This is a genomic window from Clostridium estertheticum (assembly GCF_018861295.1).
GTDB classification, from domain to species: domain Bacteria; phylum Bacillota; class Clostridia; order Clostridiales; family Clostridiaceae; genus Clostridium_AD; species Clostridium_AD estertheticum_D.
Map to the genome: position 1 here is coordinate 37,471 of NZ_JAHLDM010000024.1, position 21,599 is coordinate 59,069.

The 21,599-nt window shown below is 31.8% G+C and carries 23 protein-coding genes; 5 read left to right on the plus strand and 18 right to left on the minus strand.

All coding sequences use genetic code 11. From position 1 onward, the window contains the following. Positions 1–39: 39 nt before the first annotated feature. The 9 genes from citF (KPL54_RS19515) to citG all read right to left on the minus strand — a co-directional run bounded on the left by citF (KPL54_RS19515) (position 40) and on the right by citG (position 9,610). A complete protein-coding gene (gene citF / locus KPL54_RS19515; protein WP_216108202.1) occupies positions 40–1,581 on the minus strand; it encodes a citrate lyase subunit alpha in 1,542 nt (513 codons plus the stop codon). A 50-nt stretch (positions 1,582–1,631) separates the two neighbouring features. Further along, a complete protein-coding gene (locus KPL54_RS19520) occupies positions 1,632–2,504 on the minus strand; it encodes an HpcH/HpaI aldolase/citrate lyase family protein (protein ID WP_216108203.1) in 873 nt (290 codons plus the stop codon). Between the two features lie 12 nt (positions 2,505–2,516). Next, on the minus strand, positions 2,517–2,780 hold the full coding sequence (gene citD, locus KPL54_RS19525) for a citrate lyase acyl carrier protein (protein ID WP_216108204.1): 264 nt from the start codon (positions 2,778–2,780) through the stop codon (positions 2,517–2,519). A gap of 25 nt (positions 2,781–2,805) precedes the next feature. After that, complete coding sequence (locus KPL54_RS19530) at positions 2,806–4,062, minus strand: methylaspartate ammonia-lyase (RefSeq protein ID WP_216108205.1); 1,257 nt, start codon at positions 4,060–4,062, stop codon at positions 2,806–2,808. A gap of 44 nt (positions 4,063–4,106) precedes the next feature. Then, positions 4,107–5,564, minus strand: a complete 1,458-nt coding sequence (locus KPL54_RS19535) for a methylaspartate mutase subunit E (RefSeq protein WP_216108206.1) — start codon at positions 5,562–5,564, stop codon at positions 4,107–4,109. Between the two features lie 17 nt (positions 5,565–5,581). After that, positions 5,582–6,976 (minus strand): methylaspartate mutase accessory protein GlmL, encoded by a 1,395-nt coding sequence (gene glmL / locus KPL54_RS19540; RefSeq protein WP_216108207.1) that lies wholly within the window; start codon positions 6,974–6,976, stop codon positions 5,582–5,584. Further along, positions 6,977–7,408: a methylaspartate mutase subunit S gene (gene glmS / locus KPL54_RS19545; protein WP_216108208.1), complete on the minus strand. Its 432-nt coding sequence runs from the start codon at positions 7,406–7,408 to the stop codon at positions 6,977–6,979. A 52-nt stretch (positions 7,409–7,460) separates the two neighbouring features. Then, complete coding sequence (locus KPL54_RS19550) at positions 7,461–8,429, minus strand: GntR family transcriptional regulator (RefSeq protein WP_216108209.1); 969 nt, start codon at positions 8,427–8,429, stop codon at positions 7,461–7,463. A 302-nt stretch (positions 8,430–8,731) separates the two neighbouring features. Further along, positions 8,732–9,610 carry a triphosphoribosyl-dephospho-CoA synthase CitG gene (citG, locus tag KPL54_RS19555; protein WP_216108211.1) on the minus strand — a complete coding sequence of 293 codons (879 nt, stop codon included), beginning with the start codon at positions 9,608–9,610 and terminating at the stop codon, positions 8,732–8,734. A gap of 197 nt (positions 9,611–9,807) precedes the next feature. Between citG and citC the strand changes: the two genes are divergently transcribed. From citC to KPL54_RS19570, 3 genes are all read left to right on the plus strand, one after another. Next, complete coding sequence (gene citC, locus KPL54_RS19560; protein WP_216108212.1) at positions 9,808–10,851, plus strand: [citrate (pro-3S)-lyase] ligase; 1,044 nt, start codon at positions 9,808–9,810, stop codon at positions 10,849–10,851. A 7-nt stretch (positions 10,852–10,858) separates the two neighbouring features. Beyond that, the gene (gene citX / locus KPL54_RS19565; protein ID WP_268037996.1) at positions 10,859–11,371 is read left to right on the plus strand and encodes a citrate lyase holo-[acyl-carrier protein] synthase; all 513 of its coding nucleotides are present in this window, start codon (positions 10,859–10,861) and stop codon (positions 11,369–11,371) included. A gap of 149 nt (positions 11,372–11,520) precedes the next feature. After that, on the plus strand, positions 11,521–11,727 hold the full coding sequence (locus KPL54_RS19570; protein WP_216108215.1) for a hypothetical protein: 207 nt from the start codon (positions 11,521–11,523) through the stop codon (positions 11,725–11,727). 255 nt (positions 11,728–11,982) lie between these two features. Here KPL54_RS19570 and KPL54_RS19575 read toward each other — a convergent pair whose 3' ends face one another. From KPL54_RS19575 to KPL54_RS19615, 9 genes are all read right to left on the minus strand, one after another. Continuing rightward, entirely contained in the window at positions 11,983–12,534 is a 552-nt protein-coding gene (locus KPL54_RS19575) for a GGDEF domain-containing protein (protein WP_216108216.1), read from the minus strand. 176 nt (positions 12,535–12,710) lie between these two features. Continuing rightward, positions 12,711–13,694, minus strand: a complete 984-nt coding sequence (locus KPL54_RS19580) for a helix-turn-helix transcriptional regulator (RefSeq protein WP_216108218.1) — start codon at positions 13,692–13,694, stop codon at positions 12,711–12,713. 62 nt (positions 13,695–13,756) lie between these two features. Next, positions 13,757–14,074 carry an HRDC domain-containing protein gene (locus tag KPL54_RS19585; protein ID WP_216108220.1) on the minus strand — a complete coding sequence of 106 codons (318 nt, stop codon included), beginning with the start codon at positions 14,072–14,074 and terminating at the stop codon, positions 13,757–13,759. Further along, on the minus strand, positions 14,052–14,255 hold the full coding sequence (locus tag KPL54_RS19590) for a hypothetical protein (RefSeq protein WP_216108222.1): 204 nt from the start codon (positions 14,253–14,255) through the stop codon (positions 14,052–14,054). Before KPL54_RS19590 ends, KPL54_RS19585 begins: the two co-directional genes overlap by 23 nt. A 197-nt stretch (positions 14,256–14,452) precedes the next feature. After that, positions 14,453–14,611 (minus strand): hypothetical protein, encoded by a 159-nt coding sequence (locus KPL54_RS26170; RefSeq protein ID WP_253203589.1) that lies wholly within the window; start codon positions 14,609–14,611, stop codon positions 14,453–14,455. Between the two features lie 14 nt (positions 14,612–14,625). After that, positions 14,626–16,164 (minus strand): citrate lyase subunit alpha, encoded by a 1,539-nt coding sequence (gene citF / locus KPL54_RS19600; protein WP_216108223.1) that lies wholly within the window; start codon positions 16,162–16,164, stop codon positions 14,626–14,628. A gap of 50 nt (positions 16,165–16,214) precedes the next feature. Further along, the gene (locus KPL54_RS19605; protein ID WP_216108224.1) at positions 16,215–17,087 is read right to left on the minus strand and encodes an HpcH/HpaI aldolase/citrate lyase family protein; all 873 of its coding nucleotides are present in this window, start codon (positions 17,085–17,087) and stop codon (positions 16,215–16,217) included. A 12-nt stretch (positions 17,088–17,099) separates the two neighbouring features. Beyond that, on the minus strand, positions 17,100–17,363 hold the full coding sequence (citD, locus tag KPL54_RS19610; RefSeq protein ID WP_216108225.1) for a citrate lyase acyl carrier protein: 264 nt from the start codon (positions 17,361–17,363) through the stop codon (positions 17,100–17,102). A gap of 136 nt (positions 17,364–17,499) precedes the next feature. Further along, positions 17,500–18,822 (minus strand): 2-hydroxycarboxylate transporter family protein, encoded by a 1,323-nt coding sequence (locus KPL54_RS19615; RefSeq protein WP_375373005.1) that lies wholly within the window; start codon positions 18,820–18,822, stop codon positions 17,500–17,502. Positions 18,823–19,024: 202 nt separating this feature from the next. On the opposite strand from KPL54_RS19615, the gene dcuS reads away from it, so the two are divergent. Together dcuS and KPL54_RS19625 are read left to right on the plus strand one after the other, a co-directional pair. Then, positions 19,025–20,650, plus strand: a complete 1,626-nt coding sequence (gene dcuS, locus KPL54_RS19620; RefSeq protein WP_268038000.1) for a DcuS/MalK family sensor histidine kinase — start codon at positions 19,025–19,027, stop codon at positions 20,648–20,650. Further along, positions 20,643–21,344, plus strand: coding sequence for a response regulator (locus KPL54_RS19625; RefSeq protein WP_216108226.1), 702 nt, complete (start codon positions 20,643–20,645; stop codon positions 21,342–21,344). Before dcuS ends, KPL54_RS19625 begins: the two co-directional genes overlap by 8 nt. Positions 21,345–21,599: the final 255 nt, after the last annotated feature.

The window sequence follows — 21,599 nt, forward strand, 5'->3', positions numbered from 1 at the left end:
TAGTGGAGTTGGCTGCATTGCAGTGACTGCAAATGTAGCTCACATTAGTGGCTTTCGAACCACATCAATTACAGAACCATCTCTATATTCTATAACTGCAACTATTTCATCTGAAAATTCAATTTTCTTGGGTTTACCTGTTATTTTCTCAGCTATATCTTTTAACTCACCAATTGTCCTTATAGGAAGGTTAGTATTCTTTAATTTCTCTATTATGTCTGTCCTTCTTGGATTAACTGCTATTCCTCTTTCTGTTACGATAACGTCAATACTTTCTCCTGGTGTTGTTATCGTAGTTATATTATCCTTTATAATTGGAAGCCTTGCCTTAGTTAATTGCGTTACAATTATTGTGAGTTTAGCCCCTGATGCTGTATCACTATGGCCTCCGGAACCACCCATGATAGTTCCATCTGAACCCGTGGTTACATTAACATTAAAATTTGTGTCTATTTCTGTAGCACCTAAGATAACTATATCTAGTTTGTTTACAACTGCACCTTTGTTATCTGGATTTGCGTACATGGACGCAGACATTCTTTGATGTTTATAAGTACTTACATAAGACTTAATTGCTTGCATATCAAAACACTGTACATCAAATAAAGATCTAAATAAGCCTTCTTCAAACATGTCTACAAGATATCCAGTTATTCCACCTGATGCAAAACTTCCAACTATAGCATTCTCTTTCATATATTTTCTTAGCTCCGCAGCTACAGCTAAAGAAATTCCACCTGCACCTGTTTGAAATGACATTTCATTTTTTACAAGCCCCGTCGCCACCATAACGTCACTTGCCATTTTAGCTATTTTAAGTCCTACTGGATCCTTAGTTATTTTTGTAGTACCCGATACTATTCCATCTAGATCACCGATGGAATCTATTTTTACAATATAATCCACATATATTTGACTTATCTCTATTGGGCAAGCTGGATATGGAACTAAATTATCAGTAACTGCTACAACCATATCTGCACACTGGGCATCTGCTACTGCATATCCTAGCGCTCCGCAGGCAGATTTCCCATATAATCCATTGATGTTTCCATAGTTATCTGCTGTTGGCGCTGCAATGAAAGCAACATCTATGTGTAAATCTCCACTTTCTATTGCTCTAGCACGTCCACCATGGGTGTGCATTATAACTGGTGTTTTTAATATTCCCCTGGAAATTTCTTCAGCTATTGGACCTGACATATAATTAGTCACAATTCTAGTAATTACACCGTTTTTTATATGCTTTATTAAAGGAAAATTATTTGGGAACAGAGCGCTTGCAGCTAGGGTAATATTTTTTATTCCTCTTTTAGCAATAGCATCCACCACTAAATTCAATACATTATCGCCATTTCTTAAATGATGATGGAATGAAATAGTCATCCCATCCTTTAAAGAAACCTTATCAAAAACACTATCCATGTTAGGTAAAACCTTTTCATTATCTGGTATTACAGAATTTAGTTTTACTTCTTTCTTAAGTTTAGAACCTGCATTTTTAAATGCACCTTCAAATGGGATTACTTTTCCATAGCCTTCTATATATTCCGGTATCTCTCTCTCTAATATATTTTTCATTATTATCACCTCAATTAGCTAATCCACTAAAGTAGATTTCACCTATACTTTTACATAATACCTAAAAGCTTTGCTAATTCTACTGTATTTTTAGCTCTATTTATAACTGGTGCATCTACCATTTTCCCATCTAAGGAAAATACTCCTTTACCATCCTTTTCTGCTTCTATCATAGCCGCGAGAACTCTTTTGGCGTGTTTTATTTCTTCTTGAGTTGGAGCAAATACAGAATGAATAAGATCAATTTGTCTTGGATTTATTGCAGCTTTACCTGTGAGTCCTAAGCTTTTAGCTCTAACTGTGTCTTTTGCTAGTCCCTCAAAATCGTTAGTATCTGTAAATGGGGTATCAATAGAATCTATCTTCATCGCCTTACATGCAATTGCAACCCGATTTCTTGCATAGAAGATTTCTTCTCCTTCTTTAGTTCTTTTTATACCTAAATCTGAGGTTAAGTCCTCTCCTCCAAGTAAAACAGCTACTACCCTTTTGGAAGATTTTATTATATTATATACATTTTCAACTCCATAAGCAGTTTCCACAATAGGAATTAACTTTATACTTCCATTTGAGAAATCTTCCTGGATTTCTATTTTTGTAAGTATTTCATCTATAGCCACAAGTTCTTCTTCTGTAGCTTTTGGTATCATTAATGCATCCGGTTTAACTCTTGCAATTACATCAATATCCTTTTGTGAATATTCAGTAGTAAATGGATTTACCCTTACTACTACTTCTACATTTTCATAATCCACATTCTTTATTGCTTCTTTCACTAAAATTCTAGCACTATCTTTTTCTGTTAAACTAACAGCATCCTCTAAATCCAATATAATTGAATCAGCACCTAGAATTCCTGCATTCTGAAGCATCCCTGAATTATTTCCTGGCATAAAAAGCATAGTCCTTCTGAATTTTTTCATATAAATCACCTCTTACTGAGCTCTTTTTATAGCGGTTTCTATTCTAGCCTTTATTGTATAGTTTAATGCACCCTTATCTAGAGCAGTTACTATAACATCTTCTACTCCAATTTCATTAAGTGTCTCTAGTATTACTCTTTTTATTTCATCCCCAAATTGTTTCATAACAATACTTTGAAGCTTTATTTCAATGCCACCCTTAAGATTTGGCATAAGCATAATGTATATATCATTAGATTCCATTGTTCCCGCTTTGGATGGTTTATTAATTTTCATGGTATCACCTCACGCTAAAATTAAATTATTTATAAGTTACCTTATTTTTTCTATTAACTAAAGCTACAACTCTATTCATTTCGTTATTAACTATCATGTACCCTTCATCTACACCCATTCCTGGTTTTGCTAAACATTGGTCTGCTCCACAAGCAATAGCTATGTTTGTGCATACTTCTGCCGATCTATTAGTTTCATTACATGTTCCACCACAGTATGCTCCACGGCCCTGTTTTTTGCAGTATAGTATTGATTCAATTATATTGTTAACTCCACCTAAATCTGGTGTTTTTATTTGAAGCATATGACCTGCTTTCTTATCCGCAAATAATACTACGTCTTCATATGTGTTACACCATTCATCTGCAACTAATTCTACATTAATTTTTCTATTATCAAGTTCTGCCGTTAAACCTGCTAATGATTCAACTTGTCTTTCTCTGTGCTCAACATCCATTGGTCCTTCGATTCTTAAATGGAATGGTTTTGCAGCTTCTTCTAGTGTTGATATATAATTTGCCATAGCTTTTATATCATTATTAAACGCAATTCCTATTGTTCCATATACGTCAATGTGGAATATTGGATTATAATTCTCATCAGTTCTTAAATTTAACACTCTACTTCTTAACCACTCAACATAAGCTAGTAATTTTTCGCCCTTAAGCCCTAATTTCTCTTTTACATTATTTATTAATGCGTGAGGCATTACATCTGCACCCTTTATTATCATTTTATCTACATTATTGTATCTATCATCACCCGATTGTGTAAAAATAGGAATTCTCTTAATTTCTACGCAAGTATTGTATTCATCACGCACAATTTCTGCCATTGTTACCTTTTTAGATTTTGCGACAGCATCAAGAATAGCCTGAGTTATTCCGTATCTTATTGCTGTATGAAGTCTTTTACCATCTACTAACATGTGGTCAAACTCTTCTGCGAGCATTTTAAAGCTTTCTAATTCCCTACCTATTAATTTTGGTGCTATTTCTTTTTCAATAATTGGTATAAAATCTTTTGAGAGGAATAATGGATCCCTTCCACCTGCCCCAGAATATTGTACTGCTGCACAATCTCCATAAGCCACCTGACCATCTTCAAGTATAATCATTACTGATATCGACTCTCCTGCTTGCCTAATAGATTTAAATCCTTCTGTTACTGCTTCGCCTACATATGAAAAGCCATCATGTTCTGCACCACTTTTTATAGCTCTTTGGTCATCAAAATAAAATCCTGTTCTTCCTTTTGAACATACCACATCAATAATTTTCATAACATACACCTTCCTCTCTATAATTTTTAAATAACAAATCAGTCCTATCTTTTTGCTGGTCTTCCTATAAGTTCTCCATTTCCTACTGCGAATACATCATCTATAGTCATTTGAAAGCTCACTTTTCTCTTTTCAAATTTTGCTCTCTCTTCAAGTTTTTTCATATTTAAATCTATTAATTCCTGTGAAAATGGTATATTCCCAAATTTTAGATATCTTATTGATCCATCGTTGTCTCTTGCAGGCATCATTTTACCAGCATTATATTTACTTGGTGCAAATGGTATATCAATAATTCCCATTTCAAATCCCTTAACTACACCTATAGCTAAGTCACCTTTTCCGATTTCATATATCTTATCTAACATACACTTTGTTTCAGCTTTTATTATTTCCATCTCTGTTTTTAAATCTTGGGACATATGCATCTTTTGGCCACGCAATAAGTTTAAAGTCATCTTTGTAGTCCTTATACCCTCAGCATTAGCTTCTTTAGTAGGAATACCTACAGCTTCATGTGGAGTTTTAACTATTACTTTTGTTGCTCCCGCAAGTGCTGCAGTTCCTGCCCCTGTAGATATAACTCCAAAAGCTTTTGCTTCATCTTCTGGGAATCCCCCCATCCACTCATGTAACACCGTTGTTAAATATACATCTTTATAGCCATTAGCCTTTAAGTATTCATCGCATTGCTGCTCTAAGGCTCTTATAGCTGCTATATCTTGTATTAAATTTCCGCACTGACCATATCCAACTGTAATGTTTTTAACTCCTTGCTCTGCAGCAAGTAAAGCTTCGATTATTGCAACTGCATTTGATGTGCTAGGAGGAACTAGTGTTCCTGTTAATGGTCCAAAAGGCTCTCTATTTATTGATATTCCTTGTTCTTCATAAAATCCAACAAGTCTATCACAATATTGCCAGTCCAAAATTGACTTTGTTAAAGGTGCATTTTTGGCATATGGAATATTGTACGATATGCATCCACCTTCATTGGAAGTCCAACCCGAGGCATGTGTTATTTCAGCTAATAATCTTGCATCTGGAGTTCCATGCCTTGATTCTAATGGAACATTTATTGCCTCAAAAACTTGTCTACACCCTTTAACTCCATGGTTAACTGCTGGGAATCCATTTAATAGCGATCGTCCTGCCTTTATACTCTCTTTTATTCCAATCTCACACTCATCATATCTATTAAGTCTTGTATAACTATCTATTGTTGTTGGTAGTAAATCTGCTCCACCCTCAATTTCTAAATATCTTAATAATTCAATATGCTTGTCAATTAATGCAACACCTGCTCTTGGCTGTGCAAGTGTTATACCGGCTTCTTTAGCCTTCCTTAGTTTTTTTGCAAAATTTTTGTGATCTGGAATTTTCTTATTGTATTCTACAGCTTCTTTTAAATCTACCTCTTTACCTGTTGGCCATTGCTCTAATACTTCTTTTCTAACCTCAAAGAAATCATCGGTTGTCCACTTCTTATTTTTTATTTCCAATGATATTACCCCCCTGCTTATGCTTTTACTAAATATTTTTTCATAATTCTAACTGCTTTATCCGGATAATATTCGGATAATAGGCCCATTGCAGATAATATATACGTTTTATCAATCAAATACATTGCTTTACGTGGTTTTAAATACATTGGATTTTCTTCATTAAATGCTCCTGCTTTTAAAATATCTTTTGGATTCTCACTGTGTATTAATACTCCACCTGTCCCTATCATATATTTCACTTCCATAAGATCTTTACCTATTTGAGTATACATGGCTCCCATTGGTGTGTGTGTGCTTTCAATAGTACCTACATGCCTCTCCATTGATAACTCTGTTGCAACTTTAGCCATAGCCTCATCAAAATGTATTTCCTCCTTAGTAGTCGGAACCATCTTTATGTGTTCTACTCTATATTTACAATTTGCATCAATATCAATTTTTCTCTCAGGGTCACAAAGATACTTTCTCATCTTCCTGCTACCAGCTGCCTCTCTTAGTGAAATTGCAGAATATCTCATTCCAAGATCGCCTTCGACCGTTCTCTTAGCAAAAGGTTCCTCAAGCCCCCTTGTGGTAACTCCACCCTTCGTAGGTTCCCCCTCTGATATAGAATGTATATCTGTTGTTGCACCACCAATATCAATTACTATTAAATCCCCTAAACCGCTTTCCTCATCACTGCCATCACTAAGTATCCTTGCAGCCTTTAGCACAGCTGCTGGTGTTGGCATTAAAATACCTTTTATTAACTCTTCTGCATTTCCGAGTCCCTTAGCGTCAATTATTTTTTCCATAAATACTTTTCTAATTTCTTCTCTCGCTGGCTCTACATTTAGTTTATTTAGCGAAGGCATTACATTTTCAGTAATTGTAAAATACATTTTAGCTTTAGTAAATATTTGTCTTACCTCATCGCTTGTTACCTTATTTCCAGCTACAACTATTGGTAATCTAACTTCATTTTCAGCTAACATTTTTGCATTGTGTATAATGCACTCTTTGTTGCCACCATTAGTTCCACCTGCAAGAAGTATTATATCTAAATTTGAATTTTTAATTTCTTTTATTTCATCTAAAGTTAATTCATAGCTATATACTTTTAATACTCTTGCTCCAGCTCCAAGTGCAGCTCTTTTGGCAGCCTCTGCAGTTAACTCTGGCACAAGCCCAATAGCTACCATTTTAAGTCCTCCTGCAGCTGAGGAGCATGCTAATTTTTTAATGAAATTAACATTTTTTCCAATTAACTTTTTTTCTATTTTTAAATAGGCCTTTTCAAAGCCTATCATTATATTCTCCTCTATTGTGGTTATATCTTTAGCTGTAGCAATTACCTCTTCCTTTTCGAGATCTACAACCGTTAGTTTTGTATAGGTACTTCCAAAATCTATGAGTAAATAAGCATCCACTTATATCACTCCTAGTAATGTCGTAATTCCTAAATCCTCTCTTAAATCATGTATTGTTGTCTCAATCGTAGTACCTGGTGGATATATCCTATCAAATCCCATTTCACGAAATCTCTTGGTTACTTGTTGCCAATTTTGTTTTCCTACAACTATATTCCCACCTACAAGAAGCAATATGCCCTTCAAACCTGCCTCATCACATTTTTCTCTCATACCTCTGCAATCGATTTCACCTTGTCCATAAAGTGAAGATACTATTATAGCATCTGCATTAGTTTCAACAGCTGCATTAATAAAATCCTCTTGTGGAGAAAGTACCCCTATATTTATAACATTAAATCCAGCTTCCGTTAAAGCATAATCTAAAATTTTATTACCAACTGCGTGACAATCTGATCCTATTACTCCTAGAACTAAAGTCTTCTTAATCATTTTAAAAAACCTCCTAAATAATTTTTTAAAACATTAATAATTTTTTAAAACATTATTTTTTAAACTCTATCTCGATAATCCTCGACTTAAGTGCTTTTACTGAGCCATCATCTAAACTATACAAAAATTGTATTATTTCCTTATTACTAGAATTTATATTATTTACATCCGTAAATCTTCCAGGTGATACTATCATCACATCTGATTTTTGAATTATATCCTTAAGTTCATTATAATCAGTGGTATTTGAGTATTCTATATCAATTTCAGATAATCCCGCTTTTTCTAACGCTCTTTTTACTTTAAACATGAATTGTTCAGATATACATACAAATGCAAACTTTGTATGCTCGCCATATCTAGCAATCTTAACTATTGGCTCTAAATTAGGTTTTATAGCAACTCCTAGAATTTCTTTATTAAGGCCAACCGTTAACCTTGTAACTTCATTAATGTGATTGAATGTGGTTATTATAAACTCAGCCTTTCCAATCTTATCTTTCGTAACATTGTCCATCTTTTCTAATTCACCTATGGTCATATGCATTACATTCATATTACTATTGTTACTAAGTTGCTCACTAAACATTTTAGCTTGTTCTATATTGCACTCTACGTATATTGCTACTATTTTCTCCATTAACTGTTTTTTCTCAACTACCCTTTGCATTACTAAATCTAAAAACACTTCCGGTTCCATTCCTATTTCTAAAGCTTCCTCTAGTCCTAAGTCAATAAATTTTATAATCTTTTTCTTCACATCTAGGCTCTCCCAACATACAGCTTCTTCAACTACAAATGTTCCTTTTCCTTGATATGATTTCAAAGCTCCCTCTTGCTCCAATGCTTTATACGCAGCACTTACAGTATTTCTACTTACATTTAATTGCTGGGACAATTCTCTCTCTGTAGGTAATTTTGTTCCAACCCTTAGGGTTCCTTTTTTAATTGCATCCATAATTTGCATTTTAACTTGAATATGAAGTAGTACTCCATTGTTTTTAATTATTTCAATGTCCATAAAAATCTCTCCTAATCCGTGTTTTATTATTGGACTACTCCATTTCTCACTTATATTACCATATGGACTAATCCAATTCAATTGTTGTTTTATAGGCCTTTAATGTTGTTTTTATTCCTTTAGCTCAATTAGGCATGATTACCTAGCTTATTCTTAGTTTTATACTATATTTTACAATTAAGTATAAATCAACTATTTCCATCGAAAAGTAAAAAGCACAATCATAATAATTTAACCTGTGCTATAAATTGGATCAAATATGGTCTCATATATTTCTCAAATGAATATGATCTTAATTCTGTCTATACATTATTGCTATTCATGTATTGTTCTACAAGATATAAAAATATTGTTACGGAAAGCAAATCCGCACTTCCACCAGGGCTTATATTTTTCTCTATAAACTCTACACATAAACTATCAATTTTACTCCTGCCAATATCAGTTTTCATTCCTCCAAGTTTAATTATATCTATTGTTTTTTCTCTTACGTCATGTAGAACCTGTGGGTTATGTCTATAAATTATAGTAGTATCCTCGCAGATTTGCATTATCCCAATCAGTGTATGAACTAGCCTATCATTGATATTTAGCTGGAGATTTTGTTTATAAAAATTCAATGCAAAATTGAAAACTGTTGGAATTCCCTTTTCTACTTCACCACGTACGCCTTGAGTTTTATATTTAAAAAACAGTTTTTCACCGTGGCTTAACTCCACATTATCTTCTAAAGATGAAAGTTCATTCTCTACTATCCCTTTAGTCATTTCCTTTATAATATCTTGAATACATTTAAACTCTTTTTTGTCAAAAATCGCTTTTCCTGTAGCTGCACAAGCAACCCCCATTAAGAAAAGCATACCCTTATGAGTATTAATCCCTCTAGTTTTAGCAAACATATCTTTTTCGGCCTCTAACCCTATTCGTCTAATGCCATTAAAAATTTCTTTATATGTCTTACCCGAAAGACCTTCTTGGACAAATAAAGCTAAATACTTACTTAAAGCCGATGTACTATCTATAAAAGTATATAAATTCATATCCGTGTGAGCTCCATTAGACACTGGTGATATTAATCCCGGTGATGGAAAACAAGATATTTCATATATCATTGCCTGAATTGCAAAGCTACTAATTGTCATCGAAACTTTGTTTATTGTATATACTTTTTCATTTTCCATTTTATCTCTCCAATTATTCATTAAAATTATTCATAATAGAAACATCCATGTAAATCAATTACATTATAATCCTTATTATTATAAATTATCTAAAAATTAAATACTTTTTAATTTTCAGTAATTTTTCTTTACATAATTTAGTATAAAGAATAAACTATCTGTATAGATATGGTAAAACTTTCATAAGGAGGCTTTTCATGTATAGTTATAATGTTGAAAGAATTAATTTAAAGGATGAATATAAGTTAAAAGAAGTTAAAGATTTTCTACAAACATTTGATCTACTACTTGATGACGACGTCGATTATACTATAGTTATTAGACAAAATGAAGATATTAAAGCCACTTGCTCTAAGTCAAAAAACGTGTTCAAATGTTTTGCAGTTTCAAATGATTTAAGAGGAGACGGGGTATGCACTATATTGCTAGAAGCACTATCAGATAAACTTTTTAAGGAAGGTATTTATCATAGTTTTATATTCACTAAGGTAAAAAATACTGATATATTTACATCCCTTGGATACAAACTTGTACATAAGATAGATAATGTAGCCCTGCTTGAAAGTGGAATATATGATATAAAAGAATATTTAGAAAATATAAAAAAAGAATACAATATAACTTCAAATATTCAAAGGTCAGCAATAGTTATGAATTGTAATCCCTTCACCTTGGGACATATGTATTTAATAGAAGAGGCTGCAAGGCAAAGCGCAGAAGTGCTGGTATTTATAGTTGAAGAAGATAAATCCTCTTTTCCATTTATCTATAGATATTCTATGGTTAAAGAAGGTGTTTCCCATTTAAATAATGTGCGGGTGATTAAAGGTGGAGAATATATTATTTCACAGGCTACGTTCCCATCCTATTTTTTAAGAAAAGAAGATGTAATACTAAAGGCATATACTACATTAGATGCATCAATTTTCGGAAGATATTTTTGTAAAGCTCTAAATATAACTAAAAGATTTATAGGAGAAGAACCTTATTGTAAAGTTACAAACGCTTATAATGAAGCCTTAAAAGAAATACTACCCACCTATGGAACCGAAGTTGTAGAAATAAAAAGGAAAGCTATTATGGGCGCCATTATCAGTGCTTCAAATGTAAGGAAGTTAATTAAGGAAGAACAACTAGACCATATTGAACATATAGTACCAATTTCCACATGGAAATTTTTAAATACTCTAGTAGGAAAGGAGATAGTGGAGAAAATAAGAATCAGCGATTCTCCACATTAATTATGATATGTATACTGCAGAAGATATAATGCTCGCAAGAGAAATACGAATTAAATATCAAGAGGAACTAGTGAAGCAATATAAAATTCCACTACTTGTTATTAGAGTTAATTATCCAGGAATTAATAAAAACAATTATTATTCACATGAAATAACTAGGATTATGGACAAAATAATCTGTGAACTGTTTTCTAATTCTATTATTTTCAAAAAAATCATTACAACTGCTGAAGGCTTAATTGTAATCATGTGTATTAATAATGGAGCAAGAGATATCAAATTAATGACACTTAATTTAGAGGATAACCACATTTTAGGAAGATGTGTAGACCTAGATGTATATGATGAAAAAGGTAGAAGTCTTAGTAGAAGAGATTTTGGGTTAGAAATGAGAAAATGCTATATTTGTGACGATATAGCTCATATTTGTGTAAGAAGTAAAAAACACAGCATAGAAGAGGTTGAAGGATTTATTAAAAGCAGATTTTCAGAATATACGAAAAAATTCGCAACTATATAAACAACAAATTTACAATTTATGGTATAATAAATTTAAGAGGTACATGATTGTTAGTACTATAGCAAGAACACCCTTGGATATAAAAAAGTATATTAAATTTCGGTACTAACTTATATGTACTACACTAAACAAGAAAGGAGCATTAGCCTATGGTAGATTCAATTGTAGCATGCAAAAAAGATTTCAATTATCACCATGGAAGTGGATTAAACCTGTCAATATCTAAGGGCGATACAGCAAAAATATTCATATATGGAAAAAACATTGTTAGTTTTTACATGTTATCTTGCGTAGATCGCCAATCAGAAGGATATAAATTAACACTTTTACCAGAAGAATACACTGAAAATTTTTAGGTAGTTCAACTACTACCACATAAATTTTAAAGTTTTCACTGAATTATTTAGCGATTCCATTAATTATCTGTTTTATTATGGTTACCGTATTTTCTTTACTATTCTTGTTACTACTCAGGCATTCCCTGTTGATAATGCCTGAGTAGTAACCATCAAAATACTCATACCCCTGATTAACATTTAGTCTGATTATGCAAATCCATTAATCTATACTTCATCTTTATTCTCCACTTACCTCTTCCCTCTTTTATTAACCTACATCCCCTCATCTGCCCTTCTTATTAATTCACTAGCTGATATTTTGCTGTTAAAATTATATTGAGATAACCCACAGCTTAGGCCCATCTTATAGTTTGTATTATTCTTTTCCTTCAGTTCATAAACATTCATGCATACTCTAGAACATATAGTCTTTGCCACCTGTAATGTTGTATCTGGAAAAATAATTATGAACTCGTCACCACCTATTCTAAAAACAGTATCAGTTTTTCTAATGTTTGCTCTAAGAATACTACCAACTTCTGCTAAAATTTTATCCCCTTCGATGTGCCCCACAACATCATTTACTTTTTTAAAATCATCAATATCAGCAAAACATATTATAAAGTTTTCTTCTTGCCGCGCTGACTCCGAAATAGTTTTCTCTAAAATTTCCAAACCTGCTCTTCTGTTTAATACTCCAGTGACAACATCCATGCATGCATTATATTGCAATTTAATCTTTATACTTTTAAATTCTTCAATAAGCTTTTCTTTTTCCTCTATTATCTCTATAAGCCTTTCTTTCCCAAGTTCTTTGTAGTTCATAGTCTTACGCCCCCCATATTGGTTATCTAATAACATAATTATATAATTAGGCAACTATCAAAAATTGCCCTTCCCTACTATTTATTAAAAATAAATTTTTTTCTCTCAATTCTCATGAAAAACGTGCAAAAAGAGCCACATCAACTGATGTGGCTCTTCATTATTTTTACCCTCGCCTATATACTATAGACCTTATTCATTTTTCTTATACTATCTATAATTTCTTCTCTAAACTCCACTGGTTCTATAACTTCTGCATCTGCACCAAAGCCCATAATCCATAGCTTTATTCCATATGTACCATTACAAACAAACTCATAAACAAAGTTGTCTTCATTTTCTTTAATTAGACTTCCCTCGAGTAAACTCTTTTCAGTTACTACCTTATAGCAACATTTATCAAATTTAACCTTTACTCTTATTTCATCTCCACCATACATATACCAAGTTCTTTTAAGATAGTCATACACATTAAACTTACTATCTCTTCTTCCATCTTCCTCTAAAATAATAACATTTGATATTCTATCTATTCTAAAATGTATCAAACAATCTTTGCTTTCTTCATATCCAATAATATAATATTTTCCAAGTTCACAAGCGAAACTATATGGGATTATTATGTGGTTTTTATGATTTCCTACTGCAGAAATATAACTGAAACTTACTTTTTTCTCTTCAGCTATTGCTGATCTTAAGTGTTTAACATTGAATTCAATATATTGATGATCAATGTTAGGATTCTTCTCAAAATATAGCATGTCCTTTAATTTTCGCGCCTCATTTTTAGGAAGTAGCCTTAATAAACTATTTTTTATTATTGCCATTTTTGTTTCCATAAATGTTTGTGATTGAATTAAAGATACTAATATTAGATTTACATCATCAGCTGTAATAGGCTGTACATATTTATTAGCCTCAAGTATTCCATCCCCATTTACCCCTTCTTCATCACTTACTCTATATTTTTTATCAGACTTATCATATTTAATAACCGTTTCCCATTCCTCATTTAATTCTTTCACATAATTATGAATGTTCTCCGGTAAAATTTCAAATATGTCTGCAATTTCTTGTGGTGTTGTTGCTATTTCACATTTTATAAGTCTAAATGTTTCTAATAATTTTCTGCTTTTACTATAATCTTTACCAGGTAACATAATATCAATTTCCCTTCAATATAATCTAATAGAATTTTCTTGTTTTTTTAGTTAATTCCCCCCTAATTCGTAAAGCTCTTAATTATATTTATAATATCTTGACCATACTTCTCAAACTTAACTTCTCCAAATCCTTTAATTGCAATAAACTCATGTTTATCTTTTGGCATAACCTCTACTATTTTGCCCATTTCTTGATTATTAAAAATATAATAAGGTGGAATTTTATTTAATGTAGCTTTAGATGTTCTATAGACTTTTAAAGCCTTAACTAACATGTCCTCATCACTTGCTACATCTTTTATTGTTGAGAAAGCCGCTTTTAGTTGTAATTCCGGTGTATTATTAACAATATGATTACTTTTGAAGATTAAGTTCATTATCTATTTTACTTTTTACAATCTGATCAGCTGAATTGTTTAAAAGCTCCTTAAGATTAAGTATATTCTTACTTTCCTTGTTAAATTCATTTATAAAAATTGGTGTACTTATTGATTTCATAAGTTTACTTTCAAAACTGGCACCAAGTATACTTTTTTTTATTACATCAAAAATGCCCATAATATCCCCCATCTTTTCATTAATTGCTTAATTATAACATATTATGTTTAATTCCTCCATTGGAGAACATTATTGTGAGTTTACTATATTTTTAACATGATTTTTTACATAATATATCGTACCTTCTATAACTGATATTGGATTATACTTCAACGACAAAAAAACTACTAAAACATATAAGTTATATATTTTAGTAGTCAATTTGCTCCAGTTCGTCGGAATTTCTGACATGCTGAATTTTTGGTATATACTTTTAGTATTTCATCTTCTTTTCTTAAAAAATAGGATGGGAAGGTAGCCTGAGAAATGATATATTCTCCATATAAATAAAATAAAGTTGAAATTGTTATTTTCAACTTTATTTTATTTTTTATAGTGGCTTTCGAACCACATCAATTACAGACCCATCCCTATATTCTATAACTGCAACTATTTCATCTGAAAATTCAATTGCCTCGGGTTTACCTGTTATTTTCTCAGCTATATCTTTTAACTCACCAATTTTCCTTATAGGAAGGTTAGTATTCTTTAATTTATCTATTATGTCTGTCCGTTTTGGATTAACTGCTACTCCTCTTTCTGTTACAATAACATCAATACTCTCTCCTGGAGTAGTTATAGTAGTTATATTATCCTTTATAATTGGAAGCCTTGCCTTAGTTAATTGCGTTACAATTATTGTGAGTTTAGCCCCTGATGCTGTATCACTATGGCCTCCGGAACCACCCATGATAGTTCCATCTGAACCCGTGGTTACATTAACATTAAAATTTGTGTCTATTTCTGTAGCACCTAAGATAACTATATCTAGTTTGTTTACAACTGCACCTTTGTTATCTGGATTTGCGTACATGGACGCAGACATTCTTTGATGTTTATAAGTACTTACATAAGACTTAATTGCTTGCATATCAAAACACTGTACATCAAATAAAGATCTAAATAAGCCTTCTTCAAACATGTCTACAAGATATCCAGTTATTCCACCTGATGCAAAACTTCCAACTATAGCATTCTCTTTCATATATTTTCTTAGCTCCGCAGCTACAGCTAAAGAAATTCCACCTGCACCTGTTTGAAATGACATTTCATTTTTTACAAGCCCCGTCGCCACCATAACGTCACTTGCCATTTTAGCTATTTTAAGTCCTACTGGATCCTTAGTTATTTTTGTAGTACCCGATACTATTCCATCTAGATCACCGATGGAATCTATTTTTACAATATAATCCACATATATTTGACTTATCTCTATTGGGCAAGCTGGATATGGAACTAAATTATCAGTAACTGCTACAACCATATCTGCACACTGGGCATCTGCTACTGCATATCCTAGCGCTCCGCAGGCAGATTTCCCATATAATCCATTGATGTTTCCATAGTTATCTGCTGTTGGCGCTGCAATGAAAGCAACATCTATGTGTAAATCTCCACTTTCTATTGCTCTAGCACGTCCACCATGGGTGTGCATTATAACTGGTGTTTTTAATATTCCCCTGGAAATTTCTTCAGCTATTGGACCTGACATATAATTAGTCACAATTCTAGTAATTACACCGTTTTTTATATGCTTTATTAAAGGAAAATTATTTGGGAACAGAGCGCTTGCAGCTAGGGTAATATTTTTTATTCCTCTTTTAGCAATAGCATCCACCACTAAATTCAATACATTATCGCCATTTCTTAAATGATGATGGAATGAAATAGTCATCCCATCCTTTAAAGAAACCTTATCAAAAACACTATCCATGTTAGGTAAAACCTTTTCATTATCTGGTATTACAGAATTTAGTTTTACTTCTTTCTTAAGTTTAGAACCTGCATTTTTAAATGCACCTTCAAATGGGATTACTTTTCCATAGCCTTCTATATATTCCGGTATCTCTCTCTCTAATATATTTTTCATTATTATCACCTCAATTAGCTAATCCACTAAAGTAGATTTCACCTATACTTTTACATAATACCTAAAAGCTTTGCTAATTCTACTGTATTTTTAGCTCTATTTATAACTGGTGCATCTACCATTTTCCCATCTAAGGAAAATACTCCTTTACCATCCTTTTCTGCTTCTATCATAGCCGCGAGAACTCTTTTGGCGTGTTTTATTTCTTCTTGAGTTGGAGCAAATACAGAATGAATAAGATCAATTTGTCTTGGATTTATTGCAGCTTTACCTGTGAGTCCTAAGCTTTTAGCTCTAACTGTGTCTTTTGCTAGTCCCTCAAAATCGTTAGTATCTGTAAATGGGGTATCAATAGAATCTATCTTCATCGCCTTACATGCAATTGCAACCCGATTTCTTGCATAGAAGATTTCTTCTCCTTCTTTAGTTCTTTTTATACCTAAATCTGAGGTTAAGTCCTCTCCTCCAAGTAAAACAGCTACTACCCTTTTGGAAGATTTTATTATATTATATACATTTTCAACTCCATAAGCAGTTTCCACAATAGGAATTAACTTTATACTTCCATTTGAGAAATCTTCCTGGATTTCTATTTTTGTAAGTATTTCATCTATAGCCACAAGTTCTTCTTCTGTAGCTTTTGGTATCATTAATGCATCCGGTTTAACTCTTGCAATTACATCAATATCCTTTTGTGAATATTCAGTAGTAAATGGATTTACCCTTACTACTACTTCCACATTATTGTAATCTACGTTCTTTATTGCTTCTTTAACCAAAATTCTAGCACTATCTTTTTCTGTTAAACTAACAGCATCCTCTAAATCTAATATAATTGAATCAGCACCTAGAATTCCTGCATTCTGAAGCATCCCTGAATTATTTCCTGGCATAAAAAGCATAGTCCTTCTGAATCTTTTCATATAAATCACCTCCTACTGAGCTCTTTTTGTAGCAGTTTCAATTCTAGCCTTTATTGTATAGTTTAATGCACCCTTATCTAGAGCAGTTACTATAACATCTTCCACTCCAATTTCATTAAGTGTCTCTAGTATTACTCTTTTTATTTCATCCCCAAATTGTTTCATAACAATACTTTGAAGCTTTATTTTAATGCCACCCTTAGGATTTGGCATTAGCATAATGTATATATCATTAGATTCCATTGTTCCCGCTTTGGATGGTTTATTAATTTTCATGGTGTCACCTCACATTAAAAATAAGTCAAATTTATTTTATACTTTCTACATAAGCATTTTGTCCTTGTTTATATAAGTTGTTAAATTCACTATCTACTACTATATTTTTCACACTAAAACAATATGAGCTAATTATTTAAACAAATAGCTTTAACAATATAACTGCTAATACAACTGTAGCAGCACCACCAAGTCTTGTAGATACTTGTGAAAATGGCATTAATTCCATACGATTTGCGCCAGACAATATTGCAACGTCTCCAGTTCCCCCTAGACCGCTGTGACATGATGTAACAAGTGCTGATTCAATTGGATACATATTCATAAGTTTTCCAATATAAAAGCCTGATGTAACCATTGATGCAACAGCTGCAATACAAATAGCAACATATCCGACGGTTACTGTTGCTATTAAACTACTCCATGGAGTATAAACAACACCAACTCCTATTAGTAAAGGCCAAGTAAGGGTTTTACTTACTTGTTTATATACTTGACTTGCCCCTAACTCTATATGTTTTGGTAATAATTTAAAATATTTAGCAATTGCAGCACTAAATATCATTATTATTGCACCAGGGATACCAATGAATTTACTTAAAAACGTACCAAATATGAAGAAAGTACATGCAACAAGAAATCCAGCACCCATAAGTTGAAAATCAATTGGTTTTTCTTCTATTTTAGCTTTAAGCATTTCTTGATCATCACCAGTCTTTACAAGTACTCCATTGCCTGTAAGTTCAGGTTTCTTTTTAGCTATACGCATTAAAATACCGGATATTATTATAGCAATTACATTTCCAATCATTGCTGCTGGAACAAGTTGAGCAATAAAAGCATCTTGGCTAGTTGTAAGCACTTGAGAATATCCCATAGAAAGTGGCAAAATACCTTCTCCTATACCTCCTGATATAATTGGAGCAATTACATAGAAAAATGATTTATATGGAGTATATCCAAATAATAAACCTACAATCATTCCACCTAGGACAGCACATATTGTTCCTATTATCAAAGGAACAAACATTCTTACAAATCCTTTTATCATAACTTTCCTATTCATACCAAGTATACTTCCAACTACAAGAACAGAAATATATAAGTATAAGAAATTTGAAGTTTTCATAAGTGCTGTAATAGCTTTTATAGCTGTTGGATTCAATAGTTTATAATATACCATTGCTGATGGTATGAATATAGTACAGATTGCTGGTCCACCTATATTCTTTAGAATTGGAACTGAAGATCCAATCTGTCCAAGTAATAATCCCATAATTATTATTACTGCAAATCCACCGATCATATCTACGGGTAACACTTTATTGATACAGGCAAGATAAATTATAGCTGCTATTACAATAAATAACGGTATAGGTATTTCACCTATTCTAAAATTAATGATTTTTGAAAATAGACTTATTTTAGCATTTGATTTGTTAACGTTTACTTCCAACACAATCCCCCCCTAATAATTTTGTTTAAGTTATGTTACTTTTTATAATAAAGGTATAGCTACTAATTTAACAGTTTATTAAACTTTTGTAATAATTTAGTAACTAAAGTAACTAATTTACTGTATAATTAATTTGATGTGTAGCAATTTTTTAGTCAATCTAACATTATATTTAAAATATCTAAACCGTTTGGGGGATTAACTCGTGAAAAAACTAATTATGAAAATTAATGCTCATATGAAATTGCAAACTAGAATTACATTATTTGTGTGTGTAATTATTTCAGTAGTGATGATTATTACTAATGTGCTAATAAGTGAAAAAATCACTTTTATAACAATGAAAAATATAGAAGATAAAGCATTTAATATTGCACACATTGTAGCCTATTCACCAGTAGTAATTAATAGCTTAAATGATTCTTCCAATGCTAAAGCCATTCAGACATTTACAACCAAAATTACAAATTCAACTAATGTACAATTTGTAGTTGTAACAGATAAAAATGGAATCAGAAAATCGCACCCAGATGAATCAAATCTAGGAAAGAAAATCGTTGGAAATGATTTCTATAAGGCTCTTAACGGTTCTGAATATGTCTCGACAGCAGTAGGAACTTTAGGCAAATCTCTTAGAGCGTTTGTTCCAATATTTAATAGTAGCGGCAAACAAATCGGAATTGTTATTGTTGGAATATCATTAAATAAAATAGAGCAAACTGTTGAACAAAGTAAGGACGCAATTTATTTTGGTATAGGTTTTGGTTTATTAGCTGGAATAATAGGAGCTTTACTTTTAAGTAAAAACATAAAAAAAACAATGTTTGGATTAGAGCCACTAGCTATTGCCAAACTTTTTCAAGAAAAAAGTGCTATGCTAAAATCGATTAGAGAAGGTGTACTTGCTATAGATAATAAAGGATATATTACTCTTATAAACAATGAAGCAACAAGAGTATTTCAAAAAGCAGGCATTTATATTAACCCTTTTAGGAAAAAGGTAGATGAGTGCATTCCTAATACAAGATTACCCGAGCTTCTTATAACAGGAAAAACAGAATTAGATCAAGAGCAAGATTTAAATGGAATAACAATTATGACAAATCGGATACCAATAATTGTAGACCACAAAATAATTGGAGCAATAGCTACTTTCAGAGACAAAACTGAATTAATTATGCTCGCTGAGCAATTAACTGGAGTAAAATTATATGCAAATGCTCTTAGAGCTCAAACCCATGAATTTATGAATAAACTTCATGTGATTTTAGGAATGATTCACATGAAATATTATGATGAACTTTCTGATTATATCAAAACTATTGCAACCAAGTATCAAATGGAAGTGGGTTTTGTCGTAAGACATTTTAAAGATCCAGTTCTTGCGGGATTTATTTTCGGAAAGATTAGCTTTGCAAGAGAAAAGAATATCGCGCTTACAATTTCTAAAGATTCGTATGTACCTGCACCGAAAGACCAGGAAGTTACTCATGAGTTAATTACAATAGTAGGTAATCTTATAGATAATGCTATCGATGCAGTTGATAATGTTAAAAATCCCAAATTGATTAATTTTGATATGTTCTATGATAATAAAACATTAAAGATTGTAATTAGTGACAATGGCATTGGAATAACAGATGATAATATTGAAAAAATTCTGATTAAAGGATTTTCAACAAAAGGAGAAAATAGAGGTTTAGGATTATCATTAGTAAAATATAGCATTGATAAATTAAACGGTACCATAACTATTACTTCTAATAAAGCTGAAGGCACAACGTTTCAAATTTGTTTATCTTATGAGAAAGAGAGTGATTTAATTGATTAAAGTATTAATTGTTGAAGATGATCCAATGGTTGCAAAATTTAACAAACAATATTTAAGCCAAATTGATGGATTTAAATTCATTGCAATTGCAACTTGCTTTGAAACTGCAATGGATATTTTATTAAAAAATGATATCAACCTCATACTTTTAGATATTTTTATGCCTGGAATAAATGGATTAAAATTGCTTGAACATTTAAGAACAATAAATAAAGAAGTTGATGTGATCATTGTAAGTGCTGCAAGTGATATGTATACTATAAAAAAAGCTTTTCAACATGGTGTTGTAGATTATTTGATAAAACCATTTGAATTTGAGCGGTTTAATGAAGCATTATGTTCATATAGAGAAAAACAAAGTTTTATGAATAACAATAATTCAATTTGTCAAAAGGAATTAGATCAACATATTCTAAATAAAGAAAAACCAATTATAAATCAATTGCCTAAAGGTGTTGATAAAAATACATTAAAAAAAACTTGGACACGTATTCAAAACATGAATATGCGATCCTTTTCTACTGAAGAAATAGCTAAAATCGTTGGGATTTCAAGAGTATCAATGCGTAAATATTTAAGCTTTTTACTCCAAAAAGAAGTATTGAGTATGAATACTGAATATGGTACTGTAGGTAGACCTATTTATAAATATAGGTGTGTTAGCACTGATAGTAGTTTTTTAGATTATTTTTAAGTAGCGTTATCAAGTAATTTGGAGATACAAATATCTTCTTGAAATAACCTTATGTATTAAGTAAATAGTGATTTGAGCGGTTAGGGAATGTAGTTATAACTGGCTTTGTGTCTTCATCCTCTGACAATCCTATAAGGATAACATCTAAATTCCAACTTTACCCGCATTGGCATATTTTAATTCCTCTTGCTTACCATATTGTTTTATTTATACACTTATTGGATTGATTGGGACATTTATTGCGTATTTCATTCT

What these genes read in the sequence shown, in the direction of transcription:
- glmS (WP_216108208.1), bottom strand. Translation starts at nt 7,408, where the DNA reads ATGATTAAGAAGACTTTAGTTCTAGGAGTAATAGGATCAGATTGTCAC.
- KPL54_RS19575 (WP_216108216.1), bottom strand. Translation starts at nt 12,534, where the DNA reads ATGAACTACAAAGAACTTGGGAAAGAAAGGCTTATAGAGATAATAGAG.
- KPL54_RS19520 (WP_216108203.1), bottom strand. Translation starts at nt 2,504, where the DNA reads ATGAAAAAATTCAGAAGGACTATGCTTTTTATGCCAGGAAATAATTCA.
- citF (WP_216108202.1), bottom strand. Translation starts at nt 1,581, where the DNA reads ATGAAAAATATATTAGAGAGAGAGATACCGGAATATATAGAAGGCTAT.
- citC (WP_216108212.1), top strand. Translation starts at nt 9,808, where the DNA reads ATGTATAGTTATAATGTTGAAAGAATTAATTTAAAGGATGAATATAAG.
- citX (WP_268037996.1), top strand. Translation starts at nt 10,859, where the DNA reads ATGTATACTGCAGAAGATATAATGCTCGCAAGAGAAATACGAATTAAA.
- KPL54_RS19550 (WP_216108209.1), bottom strand. Translation starts at nt 8,429, where the DNA reads ATGGACATTGAAATAATTAAAAACAATGGAGTACTACTTCATATTCAA.
- citD (WP_216108204.1), bottom strand. Translation starts at nt 2,780, where the DNA reads ATGAAAATTAATAAACCATCCAAAGCGGGAACAATGGAATCTAATGAT.
- KPL54_RS19590 (WP_216108222.1), bottom strand. Translation starts at nt 14,255, where the DNA reads ATGGGCATTTTTGATGTAATAAAAAAAAGTATACTTGGTGCCAGTTTT.
- KPL54_RS19530 (WP_216108205.1), bottom strand. Translation starts at nt 4,062, where the DNA reads ATGAAAATTATTGATGTGGTATGTTCAAAAGGAAGAACAGGATTTTAT.
- KPL54_RS19580 (WP_216108218.1), bottom strand. Translation starts at nt 13,694, where the DNA reads ATGTTACCTGGTAAAGATTATAGTAAAAGCAGAAAATTATTAGAAACA.
- KPL54_RS19585 (WP_216108220.1), bottom strand. Translation starts at nt 14,074, where the DNA reads ATGAACTTAATCTTCAAAAGTAATCATATTGTTAATAATACACCGGAA.
- citF (WP_216108223.1), bottom strand. Translation starts at nt 16,164, where the DNA reads ATGAAAAATATATTAGAGAGAGAGATACCGGAATATATAGAAGGCTAT.
- citD (WP_216108225.1), bottom strand. Translation starts at nt 17,363, where the DNA reads ATGAAAATTAATAAACCATCCAAAGCGGGAACAATGGAATCTAATGAT.
- citG (WP_216108211.1), bottom strand. Translation starts at nt 9,610, where the DNA reads ATGGAAAATGAAAAAGTATATACAATAAACAAAGTTTCGATGACAATT.
- KPL54_RS19570 (WP_216108215.1), top strand. Translation starts at nt 11,521, where the DNA reads ATGGTAGATTCAATTGTAGCATGCAAAAAAGATTTCAATTATCACCAT.
- KPL54_RS19605 (WP_216108224.1), bottom strand. Translation starts at nt 17,087, where the DNA reads ATGAAAAGATTCAGAAGGACTATGCTTTTTATGCCAGGAAATAATTCA.